Below are 18,168 nucleotides of genomic sequence, written 5' to 3'. Positions count from 1 at the left end.
CATAGAGTTACGGCGGTCATGGCGGAGGGGAAACGCCCGGTCACATTCCGAACCCGGAAGCTAAGCCCTCCAGCGCCGATGGTACTGCACTCGGGAGGGTGTGGGAGAGTAGGACACCGCCGGACAATCTTCCAGTCGAGGGCCGCCCCAGCAGGGGCGGCCCTCGACTGCGTTAGCGTTCTCGGCGGAAACGCCATCAGGAAGGATGTACCTGTGAGCTCAGGACCCCAGGGCGGGGACCGCCCCCGTCGTTACGAGGATCGCGCCGACCGTGGCCAGGGGCGTGGTGACGCCGGCCGCGACGGCCGTCGCGATGACCGTCCCTCGTACCGGGGTGGCCGCGACGACCGCCCGGGCGGCTTCCGCGGTGGTGACCGTGACAGTGGCGCCCGTGGTGGCGACCGTCGCGAGGGTGGCTTCCGTGGTGGTGACCGCCGTGAAGGTGGCTTCCGTGGTGGTGACCGCCGCGAGGGCGGCTTCCGCAGTGGCGATCGCGAGGGCGGCTTCCGCGGTGGCGACCGTCGTGAAGGCGGGTTCGGCGGTGGTGAGCGTCGCGAGGGCGGTTTCCGTGGTGGAGACCGTGAGGGTGGCTTCCGGAGCGGAAGCCGTCCGGGCGGCGACCGTCGCGAAGGCGGGTTCCGGGGCGGCGACCGTGATGGCGGCTTCCGCGGCAGCGACCGTGACAGTGGCGCCCGTGGCGGCGACCGCCGTGAGGGTGGCTTCCGTGGTGGTGACCGCCGTGAGGGTGGCTTCCGCAGTGGCGATCGCGAGGGCGGCTTCCGCGGTGGCGACCGCCGTGAAGGTGGTGCCCGTGACGGCGGCTACCGGGGCGGTGAGCGTCGCGAGGGCGGCTTCCGGGGCGGTGACCGCCGTGAGGCCGGCACCCGCGACGGCGGCTACCGCGGCGGTGACCGTCGTGAGGGTGGCTTCGCCGGCGGTGGCCGTCGGGAAGGCGGTTTCCGCGGTGGTGACCGTCGTGAAGGCGGCTTCCGGGGCGGCGACCGTGACGGCGGCTTCCGTGGCGGAGAGCGTCGTGAGGGTGGCTTCGCCGGCGGTGACCGTCGGGAAGGCGGTTTCCGCGGTGGTGAGCGTCGTGAGGGTGGTTTCCGCGGTGGCGACCGCGAGGGCGGTTTCCGCGGCGGTGACCGTCGTGAGGGTGGCTTCCGGAGCGGTGACCGTGACGGCGGTTTCCGCGGTGGTGAGCGTCGCGAGGGCGGTTTCCGGGGCGGCGAGCGTCGTGAAGGCGGCTTCCGCGGTGGTGAGCGCCGTGAGGGCGGTTTCCGTGGTGGAGACCGTGAGGGTGGCTTCCGCGGTGGTGAGCGCCGTGAGGGCGGTTTCCGTGGTGGAGACCGTGAGGGTGGCTTCCGTGGTGGTGACCGTCGTGAGGGCGGCGAGCGTCGTGAGGGCGGCTTCCGCGGTGGTGAGCGCCGTGAGGGCGGTTTCCGTGGTGGAGACCGTGAGGGCGGCTTCCGTGGTGGTGACCGTCGCGAAGGCGGCGAGCGTCGTGAGGGCGGTTTCCGTGGTGGAGACCGTGAGGGCGGCTTCCGTGGTGGTGACCGTCGCGAAGGCGGCGAGCGTCGTGAGGGCGGTTTCCGCGGTGGCGAGCGCCGTGAGGGTGGCTTCCGCCGCGACGACCGTCGTGACGACCGTCGGCCGGGCGGCTTCCGGGGCGAGCGGGACGGTGAGCGCCGTGGCTACGGTGACCGGCCGGGCGGCGACGACCGCCGTGGCAACTTCGGTCCGCAGCGGGAGCGCCGGGACGAGCGCGGCGAAGGGCGTACCGGTGAGGCGCCGGAGTTGCCGGACGAGGTCGTCGCGAGCGACCTCGACTCGGCCGTCCGGGCGGAACTGCTCTCCCTCGCCAAGCCGGTTGCGGAGACGGTTGCCCGGCACCTGGTCGCGACCGGGCTGCTGATCGACGAGGACCCGACGCTGGCGCTGGCGCACGCCATGGCGGCCCGCCGGCTCGCGTCGCGGATCGCCGCCGTGCGGGAGGCCGTCGGACTGGCCGCGTACCACGCCGGTGAGTGGCAGACGGCCATCGCCGAGCTGCGGACGTACCACCGGATGAGCGGTCTGCAGAGCCACCTGGCCGTGCTGGCCGACTGCGAGCGGGCGCTGGGCCGGCCGGAGCGGGCGATCGACCTGTTCCGCGGCGCCGACCGGGACAAGCTCGACCAGGCCGTCGCGATCGAACTGCTCATCGTGGCCGCCGGCGCGCGCGGCGACCTCGGGCAGAAGGACGCGGCCGTGGCGATGCTGCAGGTCCGCGAACTGACCGGCGACTCGACCGAGCCGTGGGCGGCGCGACTGCGTTACGCGTACGCGGACGCGCTGCTGGCGGTGGACCGGCGCGAGGAGGCGCGGGAGTGGTTCTCCCGGGCCGCCGACGTCGACTCCGAGGGGGAGACCGACGCCGCCGAGCGGCTGCTGGAGCTGGACGGCGTGGTCATCGAGGGCGACGACGAGCCCGAGGACGACGCGGACACGTCCGAGGCGTCGGCCGACGACGACGATGACGATGACCACGACGATGACGACGACGATGACGACGACGATGACGACGACGATGACGACGACGATGACGACGACGATGACGACGACGATGACGACGACGATGACGACGATGACGATGACGATGACGACGACCGTGAGGACGACGCGCGGCTGAGCGACGACGTCGTGTCGGGCACCGGCGGCGACGCGGCACGGGCCGGCTACCGGGACCGTGACGCGGGCGACCTGACCGACGACGAGCTGACCGACGCCGAGGCCGGCTCGCTCGCCACCGGCGCCCCGACCGCCGCCACGACGTCCGAGGACACCGCCACGTCGACCGCGGACACCGCCACGCCGGGCAGCACCGTCGCGGCTGCGGACGCCACCGACGTCACCCCGGCCGACAAGGCCGACGCCGACCGGCCCGCACCGGGCGACGCCGCGTCCGGCGAGGGCGAGGCGGCGGAGCGCCGGTGACCGGGTACGGCAGGGACACCGCTACCAGCGCGGACCAGGGGCGACCCGTCCGCGCCGGAGCGGCCGGCCGGCTGGTCGACGCGTACTCGCTTGTCGTCTTCGACCTGGACGGCGTCATCTACCTGATCGACCGGCCCATCCCGGGCGCGGTCGAGGCGGTCGGCCGGCTGCACGCCGAGGGGCGCGCCGTCGCGTACGCGACGAACAACGCCTCCCGGCGCTCCAGCGAGGTCGCCGACCTGCTCACCGGCATGGGCGTCCCGGCGCAGCCGGCGGAGGTGCTCACCTCCGCGGCGGCCACCGCCGAGCTGCTCCGGGACCGGCTGCCCGAGGGCGCGCCGGTGCTCGTGGTCGGCGCGGAGGCGCTGCGGGCCGAGCTGCGCGCGGTCGGCCTGCGGCCGGTGTCCACCGTCGACGAGGAGCCCGCCGCCGTGGCCCAGGGCTACGGTCCGCAGGTCGGCTGGTCCGACCTGGCCGAGGCGTCCCTGGCGGTACGCGCGGGCGCGCCGTGGTACGCCACGAACACCGACCGCACCCTGCCCAGCCCGCGCGGCCCGCTGCCGGGCAACGGCTCGCTGGTCGCGGTGCTGCGTACCGCGCTGGGCCGCGACCCCGACGTGGTGGTGGGCAAGCCGGAGCCGGCGCTGTTCACCACCGCCGCGCGCCGGGCCGGGGCCGGGCGCACGCTCGTGGTGGGGGACCGGCTGGACACCGACATCGAGGGCGCCCGCCGGGCCGGGCTGGACAGCCTGCTGGTGCTCACCGGGGTCAGCGACGCCGCCGAGCTGCTGGCCGCGCCCGAGGAGCGCCGCCCCGCGTACGTCTCGTTCGACCTGGCGGGGCTCTTCGACCCGGACGCGGTGGTGGCGGTGCCGGGCCGGGCGACCGCCGGCGGCTGGTCGGTGGCGGAAGCCGGCGCGGACCTCGTGCTCGACGGCGCGGGACCGCCGCTGGAGGCGCTCGCCGCGCTCTGCGCGGTGGCCTGGTCGGCGTCGGCCGGGCCGCGCGTGCGGGCGCAGTCCCCGGCGGCGGCGGAGGCGCTCGCCGCGTTCGGCCTCGACGGCTGAGCGGCGAAGCACCCCGACGGCGGCGCGGTCGCGGTGGACCGGCTAGAGCAGCTTGCGGAGCTTCATCAGGTCGAACGGGTTCGCCTTGATCGAGACCCGCCGGGACGCGACCGCCGACATCACGTCGAGCCGGCCGTTCACCAGCGCGACCAGGTCGTCACTGCCGGTGCTCAGCGCGATCTTCGCCTTCGGGTCGTCGCCGTCGGCCAGGTCGACCAGCCGCCCGCCCTCCAGCCGCCCGTGGAACGCGGTGCCGAGATCGGTGATCCGGCAGGCCAGCGTGCGGTCCAGGTCGATGCGTCCCTGCGCCTCGGCGTTGCGGTCCAGCCGCGCGGCCAGGTCCTGCAACGCCTGCCGGCACTCGTCCACGCTGGCCACATCGTCTCCTCACCACGAACCACGCCGTTTCCCGGCACCGTACCGCAATGGGGCGTCCGGGGTGCCCGGTAGCGTGGCACCTGCACACCTCGCCCCGCGGAAGGACTCAGGCATGCAGGACGCGTGGCGCGCCTACCTCGAGCTGGCCATGGGCCTGACGGAGGCGCCCCGGAAGAAGGCACAGGACGCGGTCATGCGCGTCGTCGGTCAGGGTGGCGCGACCGCCGCCCAGATCCAGACGCTCGCCGAGGAGCTGGTGGCCACCGGCCTGGCGAACCGGGAGTCGCTGACCAAGCTGGTCCGCTTCGAGGTCGACCGGGCGCTGGGCGCGGTCGGGCTGGCCACCGCCGACGAGGTCGCCGAGCTGACCCGCCGGGTGCACGACCTGGAGCGGCAGCTACGCGAGGCGCGCGGCAACCTCGGGCCCGGCGAGACGCCGCCCGCCGGATCGTCCGAGCCCGCCGCCGCACCGGCCGGGACCGCCACCGCGCCGTCCGGCGCGACCGTGCCGCCGACCGCCGAGTCCGCGGCGACGGCGCCGACGAAGGCGGTGGCGAAGAAGACGGTGGCCAAGAAGGCGATCGCGAAGAAGCCGCCCGCCACCATGGCCCGTACCCCCGCCGACGGCTCGCCCGCCGCGCCCGCCCGGCCGGCGAGGAAGGCCACCGGCCGCCGGGCGGCCGGCTCGTGACCGCGCCGCGGCCCGGTCCGCCGCCGGGCCCGCGGCCCGGACCACCCCCGGGGGTACGCCCCGCGCCGGCCGAGGAGGTCGGCGAGGCGCGGCATCCGGCGGTGGACGCAGCGGTGCTCGGCATGGCCAACGCCGAGGCGCTCGCCCCGGCCGACCAGATCGCCCAGTACGAGGCGGCGTACGAGACGCTGCGCGAGACCCTCGCCACCATCGACCAGGCCTGAGCAGAGGCGGAGACACACCTGATGGCTCGTCGTACCCGGCTGGACGCCGAACTGGTCCGGCGCGGGCTGGCCCGCTCCCGGGAACAGGCCGCCGCGCTCGTGGAGGCCGGTCGCGTCCAGCTGCGCGGAGTGCGGGCACGCAAGCCCGCGGCGATGGTCGACCCGGCCGATCCGCTGCTGGTGACCGGAGAGGACCCGGCCGACGAGTACGTCTCCCGGGGCGGCCACAAGCTGGCCGGCGCGCTCGCCGCGTTCGCCCCCGGCGGGCTGACCGTCACCGGCCGGCGCTGCCTGGACGCGGGCGCGTCGACGGGCGGGTTCACCGACGTGCTGCTGCGCGGCGGCGCGGCCGAGGTGGTCGCCGTGGACGTCGGCTACGGGCAGCTCGCCTGGTCGCTGCGCACCGACGAGCGGGTCCGGGTGTTCGAGCGTACGAACGTGCGTACGCTCACGCCGGAGGCGATCGGCGGTCCGGTCGACCTGACGGTGGCCGACCTGTCGTTCATCTCGCTGCGTCTGGTGCTGCCGGCGCTGGCCGCGTGCACCGGCCCCGGCGGCGACCTGGCGCTGATGGTCAAGCCGCAGTTCGAGGTCGGCAAGGAGCGCGTCGGCGCCGGCGGCGTGGTCCGCGATCCGGCGCTGCGCGCCGAGGCGGTGCTCGACGTGGCCGCCGCGGCCGCCGGGCTCGGCCTCGGCCTCGCCGGAGTGGCGGCCAGCCCGCTGCCCGGGCCGAGCGGCAACGTCGAGTTCTTCGTATGGTTGCGCGGGGACGCGCCCGCCGCGGACCCGGAGCGGGTCCGCGCGGTGGTGGCCGCCGGCCCGCAGGGCGCCGCCACCACGGCGGCCACGACCGAGGAGGTGTCCGGGTGAGCCGCACCGCGCTGCTGGTGACGCACACCGGCCGTCGACGCAGCACCGAGCACGCCCGGGCGGTGGCCGCCGACCTGATCGCCGCCGGTTTCGAGGTGCGGGTGGTGGCCGAGGAGGCCGACGACCTGGACCTGCCCGGTGTGGTGCCGGTGACCGGCCCGGAGGCGGCCGAGGGCGCCGAGATCGTCTTCGCGCTGGGCGGGGACGGCACGTTCCTGCGCGCGGCCGAGCTGGCCCGTCCGACGAAGGTCCCGTTGCTGGGCATCAACCTGGGCAAGGTCGGCTTCCTCGCCGAGGCGGAGATCGACGACCTGGACACCGCGGTACGTGACGTGGTCGAGCGTAACTACAGCGTGGACGAACGGCTCACGCTGGACGCCACCGCCGAGTTCGACGGCGGGCCGACCATCGAGTCGTGGGCGCTGAACGAGATCAGCGTGGAGAAGGGCGAGCGCGCCCAGATGCTGGAGCTGCTCGTCGACGTGGACGGCCGGCCGCTGTCCCGGTACGGCTGCGACGGCGTGATCTGCGCGACCCCGACCGGCTCCACCGCGTACGCGTTCTCCGGCGGCGGGCCGGTGGTCTGGCCCGAGGTGGAGGCGCTGCTGCTGGTGCCGATCAGCGCGCACGCGCTGTTCAGCCGCCCGCTGGTGACCGCGCCGACGTCGACGTTCGTCATCACCGTCGACCCGTTCACCACCCTCGCGGTGCTCTGCTGCGACGGCCGGCGTGTCTACGACCTGCCGCCGGGCGCCCGGGTCACGGTGCGCCGGGGCACGTTGCCGGTGCGCATCGTTCGGTTGCGGGCGCGTCCGTTCACCGACCGGCTGGTGGCCAAGTTCGACCTGCCCGTCCAGGGCTGGCGGGGCAACCGTCGCTGACCGACGGATCAGCGGAAACCTCCGTTCGGACCACCGGTCCGGGCCGCCGCGCACGTTACGGTGGGCGTACGGGCCGCGATGAGGTGAGTCCGGGTGCGGCGGTGAGGCCCGCCGCTTCCGGATGCGTGGCCCGGATGTCGCGGGCTCGGCCAGGGGGTGGTCGGGGCCGCGACGGTCGGGACGCCGGAGTGTCGTAGCCGGCCGCGGCGGGCGGACCGGCGCGCCGCGCCCGATCGGGTGTCGACCCCGGTCGGGCGGACAGGTCGTGCAGCCGCCGCCGGAGGAAGCGGCGGCGCGCGAGCTGGGCGACGCGATCTCCGGCGTCCCGGCCCTCTACCGCGCTGCGCTCGTGTCCACCTGGCGACGTGTCGCCGGTACGGCGGCCATCAGGTCGGCCGGCCGCCGTGCACCAGTGGGCAGGTCGCGGTGCGACCGTCCACCACGGCCGGTCGGCGGCCCAGCCGCTGCGCGAACTCACCGGCCCGGGCCGTCTTCGCCCGTACCGGGCTGCGGTGGAGCTCCTCCTCGTCCGGGGTCGGGTGCCCGCGGCTCGACCTGCCGGCTGGTCAACTGTCACACGGCGGGGCTACTGTCGGGTGCTGTGCTGGAAGAGCTGCGCATCACCGGACTGGGCGTCATCGAGGACACCACGCTGCCGCTGGCCGCGGGGATGAACGTCATCACCGGCGAGACCGGCGCCGGCAAGACCATGGTGGTGACCGGCCTCGGCCTGCTCTTCGGCGGCCGCGCCGACGCCGGCCGGGTGCGCGCCCAGCCGGGCCGCGCCGTGGTGGAGGGCCGGCTGCGCCTCGGTGGGCGGGTGGCCGAGTCGGTGCATGCCCGCATCCTCGACGCCGGTGGTGAGCCCGACGAGGACGGCTCGCTGCTGCTCAGCCGCACCGTGACCATCGAGGGGCGTTCCCGCGCGCACCTGGGCGGGCGGGCCATGCCGGTGTCCACGCTCGGTGAGGTCGGCGAGCAGGTGCTGGCCGTGCACGGCCAGTCCGACCAGCTGCGGCTGCTGCGCCCGGCCGAGCAGCGCGCCTCGCTCGACCGGTTCGCCGGGCCCGAGCACGAGAAGCTGCTCGACGCGCTGCGCGAGACGTACGCCCGGTGGCGCACCGTCGTCGACGACCTGGCCGACCGGCGGCGCAACGCGCGCGAACGCAACCAGGAGGCCGACCTGCTGCGGCTGGGCCTGGACGAGATCACCCGGGTCGATCCGCAGCCGGGGGAGGACGACGAGCTGAAGGCGGAGGCGCAGCGGCTGGAGCACGCCGAGGGGCTGCGTACCGCCGCGCAGGTGGCGCAGCAGTGCGTGGCCGGCGGCGTCGAGGCGGCCGACGACGCGCCGGACGCGACGGCGCTGCTGGGCACCGCGCGGCGCACGCTGGAGGCGCAGGCCGGCACCGACCCGGCGCTGGGCGAGCTGGCGGCCCGGCTGGAGGAGGCCGCCACGCTGGTCACCGACGTGGCCGCGGAGCTGTCCACCTACCTGGCCGCGCTGGACGCCGACCCGGCCCGCCTGCAGACCGTCTACGAGCGGCGGGCCGCGTTGCGCGGGCTCACCCGCAAGTACGCCGACGACGTCGACGGCGTGGTGGCGTGGGCCGAGCGGGCCCGCACGCGGCTGTCCGATCTGGACACCTCCGACGAACTGCTGGACGAGCTGGACCGCGAGGCCACCCGGCTCGCCGGTGAGGTGGCCGACCTCGCCGGCCGGGTGTCGGCGTCCCGGCGGGAGGCCGCGGTCCGCTTCGCCGAGGAGGTCACCGTCGAGCTGGCCGGGCTGGCCATGCCGCACGCCCGGATCGAGGTGGCGGTGCTGCCGCGTCCGGCGGGCCGGTCCGAGCCGAGCCTGCCGGTCAACGGTGTCGAGACCGGCGTCGGCGCGGACGGCGCCGACGAGGTGGAGCTGCGGCTGCTGGCCCACCCGGGCGCGCCGGCGCTGCCGTTGCAGAAGGGCGCCTCCGGCGGCGAGCTGTCCCGGGTGATGCTCGCCATCGAGGTGGTCTTCGCCGGTTCCGGCGGCCCGCCCACGCTGGTGTTCGACGAGGTCGACGCGGGTGTCGGCGGTCAGGCCGCGGTGGAGATCGGCCGCCGGCTGGCCCGGCTGGCCCGCAGTCATCAGGTGCTCGTGGTCACCCACCTGCCGCAGGTCGCCGCGTTCGCCGACCGGCACCTGGTGGTGGCCAAGGACACCGGGGGAGCGGTCACCACGAGCGGGGTGCGCGTGGTGGAGGACACCGAGCGCGCCCGGGAACTGGCCCGGATGCTCGCCGGTTTGCCGGACTCGGATCTGGGTATCGCCCATGCCGAGGAGCTCCTGGCCGTGGCGGCCAAGGAAAGGCGTCCGTGATACCCCGATTGTGAGCGCAAGCACACCGGCGCGGGTTCCGGTGTGCTTCCCTGGGTAGGCGGCCCTGCTCAGGCATGTCGCGACAGCAAAACCTGCCTCACATGCCAGGATGGTCACGATGCGTCTACCCATACTGCGCCGGAGCCGGAACCCGGAGCCGGGCTCCATCGTCGGCACCGCGCGCCTCGACCGCCGGACGAAACGGCTGGTCGGGCGGCTGCGCCCCGGCGACATCGCGGTCATCGACCACGTCGACCTGGACCGGGTGGCGGCCGACTCGCTCGTCGCGGTGGGTGTGGCGGCGGTGCTCAACGCCAAGCCGTCGGTCTCCGGCCGCTATCCCAACCTCGGCCCGGAGGTGCTGATCTCGGCCGGCATCCCGCTGCTGGACGATCTCGGCGAGAGCGTCTTCGAGCAGGTCCGCGAGGGTGACCGGGTCCGCATCGAGGGCAACACCGTGTTCGTCGGCGAGGAGCCGGTCGCGCACGGCACGTTGCAGGACGCCGAGACCGTGGCCAAGTCGATGGCCGACGCCCGGGAGGGCCTGTCGGTGCAGTTGGAGGCGTTCGCCGCCAACACGATGGACTACCTGCGGCAGGAACGCGATCTGCTGCTCGACGGCGTCGGCGTGCCGGAGATCCAGACCCAGATCCAGGGCCGGCACTGCCTGATCGTGGTGCGCGGCTACGACTACAAGGCCGACCTGGACGTGCTGCGCCCGTACATCCGGGAGTTCAAGCCGGTGCTGATCGGCGTCGACGGCGGGGCCGACGCGCTGGTCGAGGCGGGCTACACCCCGGACATGATCATCGGCGACATGGACTCGGTCACCGACGACGTGCTGCGCTGCGGCGCCGAGGTGATCGTGCACGCCTACCCGGACGGGCGGGCGCCCGGCCTGGCCCGGGTCAACGGGCTCGGCGTACCGGCGATCACGTTCCCGGCGGCGGCCACCAGCGAGGATCTCGCCATGCTGCTGGCCGACGAGAAGGGCGCGTCGCTGCTGGTGGCCGTCGGCACCCACGCCACCCTGGTGGAGTTCCTGGACAAGGGGCGCGGCGGCATGGCGTCGACGTTCCTGACCCGGCTGAAGGTGGGCGGCAAGCTGGTCGACGCCAAGGGCGTCAGCCGGCTCTACCGGCAGAGCATCTCCGGTTCGTCGCTGCTGTTGCTGGTCCTGTCGGCGGTGGCCGCGATGGCCTCCGCGGTGGCGGTCTCCACCGTCGGGAAGGCGTATTTGGGCGTGGTCTCCGAATGGTGGGACAATTTCGTGTTCCAGCTCGGCCAGCTCTTCTAGCTCCCCCGACGATCAAGAGGCTGCAAGCGTGATCAACTTTCGCTACCACGTGGTGTCCCTGACCGCGGTGTTCCTGGCGCTGGCGATCGGCCTGGTGGTCGGCACGGCCGCCCTCAACGGGCCGGTCGCCGACTCGCTCCGGGAGAACGTCAACGGCCTGCGCAAGGACAACTCGCTGATGCGCCAGTCGGTCAACAGCATGCAGAAGCAGCTGGAGACCGAGGAGGACTTCGCCGCCGAGGTGGCCCAGCTCGTCCTGCCCGGCAAGCTGACCGGCCGTCGGGTGCTGGTGCTCACCCTGCCCAGCGGCCGCGACCAGGCCGAGGGCGTGGTGAAGATGCTGCAGACCGCCGGCGCGGACGTCACCGGCCGCATCGACGTGCAGGACAAGTTCGTCAACCCGGACAGCAACAACAACCTGCTGGAACTGGCGGTCACCGCCCGGCCGAACACGTCCCCCGCCATCAACCTGCCCGGCAACGGGCACGGCGTGGAGACCTCGAGCGCGCTGCTGGCGAACGTCCTGGTCGACCGTCCCGCGGGCACCCCGGCGGCCAGCGAGACCGACCGGCGCACGGTGCTGGAGCAGTACGCCACCGCCGGCTACCTCACCCCGGCGGACAAGATCTCCACCGCCGCCGAGGCGGTCGTGATGGTCACCGGCCAGCCGTACGTGGACAAGGACTCGGCCAAGAAGGACGAGTCGGTGGTGAAGATCGCCGTGGAGTTCGACCGGGCCGGCGCGCTCGTGGTCGCCGGCATGGGCTCGACCGGCGGGAACCTGGTCTCCGTGGTCCGCGGCGACCCGGTGCTGTCGCAGACCATCTCCACCGTCGACAACGCCAACACCGTGCAGGGCCAGCTGGCCACCAGCCTCGCCCTGGCGCAGCAGCTCACCGAGAAGAAGACCGGCCAGTACGGCGTGGGCGACAACGCCGCCTCCCGGGTGCCTACACTGCCCCGGTGACCGCTCGGGCCGCCCGGTCCGTGCCGCGTCGCGTTCGAAGTCCGGATCGAGGAGGTCCCGTGAGACTGGGTCGGCTGCTCGCCGTGGGCGCGGGGGTGCTGGCCGCCCGCTACACGCTGCGCCAGACGCGCACGTCGCCGGGCGGGCCGGCGCTGGAGCGCACCAATTACCGGGGCCGCACGGTGACCCTGGCCGCCGGTCCGGCCCTCGCCGTGGGCGCGGCGACCGGCGGCGCGCTGGGCGCCGGCAGCGCACCGGCCGGCGCCGCCGCGCTCGTCGCCGGACTCGGTGCGGGCGCTGTCGGCCTCTACGACGACGTGGTCGGCGCACGCCCTGAGCAGAAGGCCGCCAAGGGCTTCGCCGGGCACCTCGCCGCGCTGCGCGAGGGCCAGGTCACCGCCGGCATGGTGAAGGTCGCCGGGGTCGGTGTGGCCGGGCTCGCCGCCGCGGCGCTGCTCGCCGCCGACCGGCGGGTCGCCGCGCACCCGCGCCGCCGGCGGGCCGGGGCGGTCGGCCGCGGGCTCGACGTGCTGCTCGGCGCCGGCGTGGTGGCCGGCACCGCCAACCTGGTCAACCTGCTCGACCTGCGGCCCGGCCGGGCGCTGAAGTCCGGCATGCTGCTCGGCGTGCCGCTGACCACCGGCCCGCACGGCGGCGTCGCGGCCGGCGCGGTGGGCGCGTCGGCCGCGCTGGTCGGGGACGACCTGGGCGAACGGGTGATGGTCGGGGACAGCGGCGCGAACGCGCTCGGTGCGCTGCTGGGCGTGAGCCTGGCCGCGCGTACCGGGCCGCTGGGCCGCGCCGGTGTGCTGGCCGTGCTCGCCGCGCTCACCGCCGCCAGCGAGAAGGTCAGCTTCACCCAGGTCATCGCGTCCACGCCGGGGCTGCGGCACCTCGACGAACTGGGCCGGCTGCCCGACTGACGTGACGAAACCGGCACCTCTCGCCGCCGCCGGCCGCGTCGCCGGGGCGGCCGCCCTCATCGCCGTGCTCACCGTGGTCAGCCGGCTCGCCGGCTTCGGCCGCACCGCCGTGTTCACCTGGACGCTGTCCACCAGCGACCTCGGCGGCGCCTACCTGGTGGCCAACTACGTCCCGAACTTCATCTTCGAGATCGTCGCGGGCGGGGCGCTGGCCAGTCTCGTCGTACCGTTGCTGGCCGGCGCGGTCGAGGCCGGTGACCGGCGTGCGGTGGCCGCCACCACCGGCGCGCTGCTGACCTGGACGCTGACGCTGCTGGTGCCGCTGGCGGTGCTGGTGGCGATCTTCGCCGACCCGCTGCCGGGCCTGATCGGAGACGGTCTCAGCGAGGCGCAGCAGGCGTCCGGGGCCCGGATGCTGCGCGTCTTCGCGCCGCAGCTGCCGCTCTACGGCGTGGGCATCGTGCTCACCGGTGTGCTCCAGGCGCACCGCCGGTTCGCCTGGCCGGTCATCGCGCCGCTGCTGTCGAGCATCAGCGTGATCGGCGTCTACCTCGCCTTCACCGCGACCGAGGGGCGGCTGGCCACGATCGGCGAGGCCGGGCGCGGCGGCGAGCTGCTGCTGTCCGCCGGCACCACACTCGGCGTGGTGGTGCTCTCGCTGTCGCTGCTGATCCCGCTGCGCCGGCTGAAGCTCCGGATCCGGCCGGGCTACCGGTTCCCGGCCGACGCCCGGGCCCGGGTCGGTGGCCTGGCCGTCGCCGGGGTGGTCACCGTCGCCGCCCAGCAGATCGCCCTGGTGGTAGCGCTCAACCAGGTCACCTACGGCCGGACCGCCGACGTCGGCGTCTACAACCTCGCCCAGACCGTCTACTTCCTGCCCTGGGCGGTGCTGGCGGTGCCGCTGGCGGTGGCCGCGTACCCGACGCTCGTCGCGGCCCGGGCCACCGGCGACGAGCGCGCCTACCGGGACACGCTCGCCCCGGCGGTACGCGGCGTGGTGCTGTTCAGCCTGCTCGGCGCCGCCGCGCTCGTCGGCACCGCGATCCCGGTCGGGCACTTCTTCTTCTCCGACCCCCTGGACGCGCGTACCGCCGCGGCCGGGATCGCCGGGTTCGCGCCCGGCCTGCTCGGCTACGGCCTGTTCGCGGTCCTCACCCGCGCCCTGTACGCCCGCGGCGAGACCCGCGCGGCCACCGTCGCGACCGCGCTCGGATGGCTCAGCGTGCCCGCGTTCGCCCTCCTGTTCGCCCAGGCGCTGCCGCTGGCCGACCGGGTCCTCGCGGTGACGCTGGCGACGTCCGCCGGCATGGTGCTGCTCGGCGCGCTGCTGATCGTCGCGGTCCGGCGTGCCGCCGGCGGCGAGGCGCTCGCCGGAATCGGCCGGGCCGGCGCCGCCGGGCTGCTCGCCGCGGTGGTCGCCGGAGCGGGCGGGGCGGCCGTCGCGGCGGGACTCGCCGGGCTCGGTGACGGCACCCCGACGACACCGCAGGCCCTCGCGCAGGGCATGCTGTCCGGGGTCGTGGTCGGTGTCCTGTTCCTCGCCGTCGCCTGGCTGACCGACGCCCGCGACCTGCGGCCGCTGCTCGCGACCGTGACCCGCCGGCTGCGCCGGCGACGCCCGGCCGGCGGGGACGACGGCCCGCCGGCGCAGCAGCACCCCGGCGAGCGGGGCGACGGAAAGGAGACCGTTTCCTCATGACGGACGCCTCGCCCGCACCGCGCTGGCCCGGGTCGGTGGCCCTCGTGCTCGCCTCCAGCACCGGCGGGGTCGGGCAGCACGTGCGCTCGATCGCCGGGGGACTCACCGAGGCCGGAGCGTCGGTGCTGGTGTGCGGACCGGCCGCCACCGAGGAGCAGTTCGGCTTCACCGGCGTCGGCGCCCGGTTCACCCCGGTGGAGATCCCGGCCAGCCCCACGCCGGGCGACGCGCGCGCGGTCACCGCGCTGCGCCGGGCGCTCGCGGACACACCCGTCGACGTGGTGCACGCGCACGGGCTGCGCGCCGGCCTGGTCGCGGCGCTCGCCCGCCCCACCGCGCCGCTCGTCGTCACCTGGCACAACGCGGTCCTCGCGAAAGGGCTGCGCGGCGCGGCGTCCCGGCTGGTCGAGCGGATCGTCGCCCGGTCCGTGCGGGTCGCGCTGGGCGCCTCCGCCGACCTGGTCGACCGCGCCGCCGCGCTGGGCGCCGCCGACGCGCGCCTGGCCCCGGTCGCCGCGCCCACGCTGCCGCCGCCGGGCCGCCGCCGCGCCGCCGTCCGCGCCGAGTTCGGCGTCACCGCCGACCGCCCGCTGATCCTCTCGGTGGGTCGGCTGCACCCGCAGAAACGGTACGACGTGCTCATCGACGCCGCCGCCCGCTGGCGCACCCGTACCCCCGCCCCGGTCGTGGTGATCGCCGGCAGCGGACCCGCGTACCTGCCGCTGGCCGCCCGGATCTCGGCCGCCCGCGCGCCGGTGACGCTGCTCGGGCACCGCACCGACGTGGCGGACCTGCTGGCCGGCGCCGACCTCGCCGTGGTGACCAGCGACTGGGAGGCCCGGCAGCTGTTCGCCCAGGAGGCGCTGCGGGCCGGCGTACCGCTCGTCGCGACCGCCGTCGGCGGGCTGCCGGAGCTCGTCGGCGACGGGGCCGTGCTGGTGCCGCCCGGGGACGTGGACGCCGTCGACGCGGCGGTGCGCGAACTGCTCGACGACCCCGTACGCCGGGCCGAGGTGGGCCGGCGCGGCCTGGCCCGGGCCGCGACCTGGCCCACCGAGGCGGACACCGTGGCCGCGCTCGCCGACCTCTACGCCGAGCTGACACCGCAGCACTCCGCCGGGAACCGCTGATGCTGCGCCGACTGACCCCGGTCCTGCTCACCCTGGTCGTGGTGGCGCTGGGCATCACCGCGCTGGCCGCCCGGCCGGACCGCGGCGCGGACCGGCCCGGCGCCGACTTCGTGGTCCTCGTCGGCGCGGCCGGCCTGCGCTGGGACGACGTCGACCCGGAGAACACGCCGACGCTGTGGCGGATGGCCGAGCAGGGCGCGATCGGCTCCCTGTCGGTGCGGTCCGCGCACCGGCCCACCTGCCCCGTCGACGGCTGGCTCACCCTCGGCGCCGGGAACTTCGCCGCCTGGCCGGGCGCCCGTCCGGGCGGTGGCTGCCCGGCGGCCGGCGTGACTGTGGAACGGCCCGACGGCATCGGCGCGAACCTGCCCGACCAGCCCAGCGTCGTGGCGCACAACCAGGAACAGCTCGCCTGGGGCGCCAAGCCCGGCGCGCTGGCCGAGTCGGTGCGCTGCTCGGTGGCGGTGGGGCCGGGCGCCGCCGTGGCCGCCGCCCGTCCGTTCGGCCGGGTCGACAGGTACGCGCCAACGCTGCCCGAGAACCCGGCGGAACTGCTCGGCTCCTGCGTGCTGAGCATCGTCGACGCCGGCACCGTCGACGACGACGACCCGGCCGTACGGGCCGCCCAGGCGCGGCAGGCCGACGCCCGGCTGGCCCGGGTCCTCGCCGCCCGGCCGCCGCGCTCACTGGTGCTGGTCGCGGGCGTCTCCGACACCGACAACCCGGCGCGGCTGCACGTCGCGATCGCCGACGGCCCCGGCTGGACGGGCGGCTGGCTGACCTCGCCGAGCACCGCCCGATCCGGCTACCTGCAACTGGTCGACCTGGCCCCGACCGTGCTCGCCGTACTCGACCGGCCGGCCCCGGAACGGGCCTTCGTCGGCCGTCCCGCGGTCACCGCCGACGACCGGCCCGACGACCTGCGGGCCGCGATCGAGGCGTCGGCCGACGCGGACCGGGAGGCCGCCGCCCAGCGGCGCGTCGCCGGCTGGTTCTTCACCCTGCTCGCCGCCGCCCAGCTGGCCCTCGCGGTGGCGGTGCTGCCGCTGCTACGCCGGGCCCGCCGCCTCGCCGGCCCGCACGGACCGGAACCGGTGTCCCGGCGCGTCGTCGCCGTGGTGGAGCTGCTGCTCATCGCCGCGGCGCTGGCCGTGCCCGCGGCGCTGCTGGCCGACGCCGTGCCCTGGTGGCGCGGCAGCCACGCCGGCGTCTGGTACGCCTCGGTGACCGCGCTGCTCGTCGTCGGCGGCACCGCCCTGGTCCGGTTCAGCCCCGGGCACGAGCGCACGCTCGGCCCGCTCGGCGCGGTCGCCGGGCTGGCCACGCTCGTGGTCGGCGTGGACGTGCTCACCGGCTCCCGGCTGCAGCTCAACGGCGTGGTCGGTTACTCCGCGCTGGAGGGCGGCCGGTACGCCGGGCTCGGCACCGTCGGGCTGGGCGTGTTCGTCGCCGGATCACTGCTGTGCGGCGGCTGGCTCGCCCAGCGGTTCCGCAAGGGCTGGCGGCCGATGGTGATGGTGGCCGTCGGCGGACTGGCAGTGGTGATCGTGGGCAGCCCGTACCTGGGCGCCGACTCGATCGGCGCGATCGCGCTCACCGCCGGCGTCAGCGTCGCCGCCGCCATCTGCACCGGCGGCTGGCTCACCGTGAGCCGACTGGCCTGGGCCACCATGGCCGCGCTCGCGGTCACCATCGGCTTCGCCCTGGTCGACCTGGGCCGTCCCGCCGACGAGCGGGGAAGCCTGGGCCGGTTCCTGGCCGCGCTCGGCGACGGCACCGGGGGGCTCACCGTGCACCGCTCCGGCGACTCCAACATCCAGACGCTGGTGAACAGCCCGCTCACCGTGCTGGCCCTGGCCGGGGCGGCGCTGGTCTGGCTGGCGCTGCTGCAGCCGTGGGGCGGCCTGATGCGGCTGTTCGGCATCTACCCGGCGATCCGGGCCGCGATGGCCGGCACCGGCGTGGCCGTCGGGCTGGGCGGCGTGCTGGGCGGCTCGGCGCTGGACGTGGCCGGCGCGGCGGCGGCGCTCGTGGTGCCCATGGCGGCGCTGTCGGCGCTGCGGGTGCTCGACCACTCCACCGACCGTACGCTGCCCGACAGCGGCCGCCCTGGCGGCGAGACGGACGCGGTACCACCGGGCGGCCCGGACAGCCCTTCCCGAGGCGGCCCCGCTGCTGGCGGCCCGCCTGACGGTGCTCCGTCGGCCGGTGACGGTGCTGGTGATGGTGGGTCGGCGGGCGACGGTCCGGCCGGTGACGGTGTGGGCGATCCGGGGGAGGCCGGGGAGCCGGCCGGACCGGGTCGGCAGGGCCCGGCCGGCACGGAAACGCCGAACGCATCGCCCGGCGCCGGGGCGCGGGTCCCCGCACAGCCGACCCCGGCCTCCTCGGAGGTCCCCGCCGGCTGACCGGCCCGCGCTGCCCGCGCGGGCGTGCCGCCCCCCGCCGCGCCCTCGCCAGATCGGGGAGGTGGCGGGGTCAAGGCCCTGTGGAAGGCACCACATCGGCGGGGTGGTGTCGATCAAGGGCCCGGACGGGGCACGGAAGAGCGCCGCACGAGGGCCGGCACGGGCCTCACGTGCGCCGACAGCGGGTGCGACGCCGGCTCACGGTCCGGATGGTGTTACCGTGGAATCCCGTGGATCGCGTGATCACTTGTCTGATCGGCACGGCGGTTCGCACGACCGCTACGGACGACACGGGAGC

14 protein-coding genes, 1 rRNA gene and 1 pseudogene are annotated in these 18,168 nt (G+C 75.6%); 14 read left to right on the top strand and 2 right to left on the bottom strand.

All coding sequences use genetic code 11. The features are described 5' to 3' along the window. Window positions 1-8 precede the first annotated feature (8 nt). A 5S ribosomal RNA gene (rrf, locus tag DQE82_RS30365) occupies window positions 9-125 on the top strand. Between the two features lie 94 nt (window positions 126-219). Here rrf and DQE82_RS30360 read toward each other — a convergent pair. Next, on the bottom strand, window positions 220-1,893 hold the full coding sequence (locus tag DQE82_RS30360) for a hypothetical protein (protein ID WP_113974881.1): 1,674 nt from the start codon (window positions 1,891-1,893) through the stop codon (window positions 220-222). A 57-nt stretch (window positions 1,894-1,950) separates the two neighbouring features. On the opposite strand from DQE82_RS30360, the pseudogene DQE82_RS31535 reads away from it, so the two are divergent. Both DQE82_RS31535 and DQE82_RS30350 read left to right on the top strand, forming a co-directional pair. Then, window positions 1,951-2,479: pseudogene (locus tag DQE82_RS31535) on the top strand (Replicase polyprotein 1ab); the annotation flags it as partial. A 568-nt stretch (window positions 2,480-3,047) separates the two neighbouring features. After that, window positions 3,048-4,043 (top strand): HAD-IIA family hydrolase, encoded by a 996-nt coding sequence (locus DQE82_RS30350; protein WP_176722855.1) that lies wholly within the window; start codon window positions 3,048-3,050, stop codon window positions 4,041-4,043. Window positions 4,044-4,085: 42 nt separating this feature from the next. Here the strand turns inward: DQE82_RS30350 and DQE82_RS30345 are convergent, their stop codons facing one another. Next, window positions 4,086-4,421, bottom strand: coding sequence for an SCP2 sterol-binding domain-containing protein (locus DQE82_RS30345; protein WP_043324901.1), 336 nt, complete (start codon window positions 4,419-4,421; stop codon window positions 4,086-4,088). A 112-nt stretch (window positions 4,422-4,533) separates the two neighbouring features. On the opposite strand from DQE82_RS30345, the gene DQE82_RS30340 reads away from it, so the two are divergent. The 11 genes from DQE82_RS30340 (at window position 4,534) to DQE82_RS30290 (ending at window position 17,870) form a co-directional block, all read left to right on the top strand. Next, window positions 4,534-5,112 carry a phasin family protein gene (locus DQE82_RS30340; RefSeq protein WP_113974879.1) on the top strand — a complete coding sequence of 193 codons (579 nt, stop codon included), beginning with the start codon at window positions 4,534-4,536 and terminating at the stop codon, window positions 5,110-5,112. Further along, entirely contained in the window at window positions 5,109-5,336 is a 228-nt protein-coding gene (locus DQE82_RS30335) for a hypothetical protein (RefSeq protein ID WP_030502668.1), read from the top strand. The genes DQE82_RS30340 and DQE82_RS30335 overlap by 4 nt, the downstream gene beginning before the upstream one ends. 21 nt (window positions 5,337-5,357) lie before the next feature. Continuing rightward, window positions 5,358-6,206, top strand: coding sequence for a TlyA family RNA methyltransferase (locus DQE82_RS30330; protein WP_104115246.1), 849 nt, complete (start codon window positions 5,358-5,360; stop codon window positions 6,204-6,206). Then, window positions 6,203-7,087 carry an NAD kinase gene (locus DQE82_RS30325; RefSeq protein ID WP_113974878.1) on the top strand — a complete coding sequence of 295 codons (885 nt, stop codon included), beginning with the start codon at window positions 6,203-6,205 and terminating at the stop codon, window positions 7,085-7,087. The genes DQE82_RS30330 and DQE82_RS30325 overlap by 4 nt, the downstream gene beginning before the upstream one ends. Before the next feature lie 601 nt (window positions 7,088-7,688). Further along, complete coding sequence (gene recN / locus DQE82_RS30320; RefSeq protein ID WP_113974877.1) at window positions 7,689-9,446, top strand: DNA repair protein RecN; 1,758 nt, start codon at window positions 7,689-7,691, stop codon at window positions 9,444-9,446. Between the two features lie 118 nt (window positions 9,447-9,564). Then, window positions 9,565-10,743 (top strand): putative cytokinetic ring protein SteA, encoded by a 1,179-nt coding sequence (steA, locus tag DQE82_RS30315; RefSeq protein ID WP_030502674.1) that lies wholly within the window; start codon window positions 9,565-9,567, stop codon window positions 10,741-10,743. Between the two features lie 28 nt (window positions 10,744-10,771). Continuing rightward, window positions 10,772-11,710 (top strand): copper transporter, encoded by a 939-nt coding sequence (locus DQE82_RS30310; RefSeq protein ID WP_069089175.1) that lies wholly within the window; start codon window positions 10,772-10,774, stop codon window positions 11,708-11,710. Window positions 11,711-11,769: 59 nt separating this feature from the next. Continuing rightward, complete coding sequence (locus tag DQE82_RS30305) at window positions 11,770-12,633, top strand: hypothetical protein (RefSeq protein WP_113974876.1); 864 nt, start codon at window positions 11,770-11,772, stop codon at window positions 12,631-12,633. A gap of 1 nt (window position 12,634) precedes the next feature. After that, on the top strand, window positions 12,635-14,332 hold the full coding sequence (gene murJ / locus DQE82_RS30300) for a murein biosynthesis integral membrane protein MurJ (RefSeq protein WP_069089177.1): 1,698 nt from the start codon (window positions 12,635-12,637) through the stop codon (window positions 14,330-14,332). Continuing rightward, window positions 14,329-15,462: a glycosyltransferase family 4 protein gene (locus tag DQE82_RS30295; protein WP_113974875.1), complete on the top strand. Its 1,134-nt coding sequence runs from the start codon at window positions 14,329-14,331 to the stop codon at window positions 15,460-15,462. Before murJ ends, DQE82_RS30295 begins: the two co-directional genes overlap by 4 nt. Next, window positions 15,462-17,870 (top strand): hypothetical protein, encoded by a 2,409-nt coding sequence (locus DQE82_RS30290; RefSeq protein WP_113974874.1) that lies wholly within the window; start codon window positions 15,462-15,464, stop codon window positions 17,868-17,870. The genes DQE82_RS30295 and DQE82_RS30290 overlap by 1 nt, the downstream gene beginning before the upstream one ends. Window positions 17,871-18,168 lie beyond the last annotated feature (298 nt).

The organism is Micromonospora sp. LHW51205, from assembly GCF_003315815.1.
Classification (GTDB): Bacteria; Actinomycetota; Actinomycetes; order Mycobacteriales; family Micromonosporaceae; genus Micromonospora; species Micromonospora chalcea.
The sequence above is the reverse complement of the archived record's forward strand: the minus strand, read 5'-3'. Positions and strand labels throughout refer to the sequence as shown.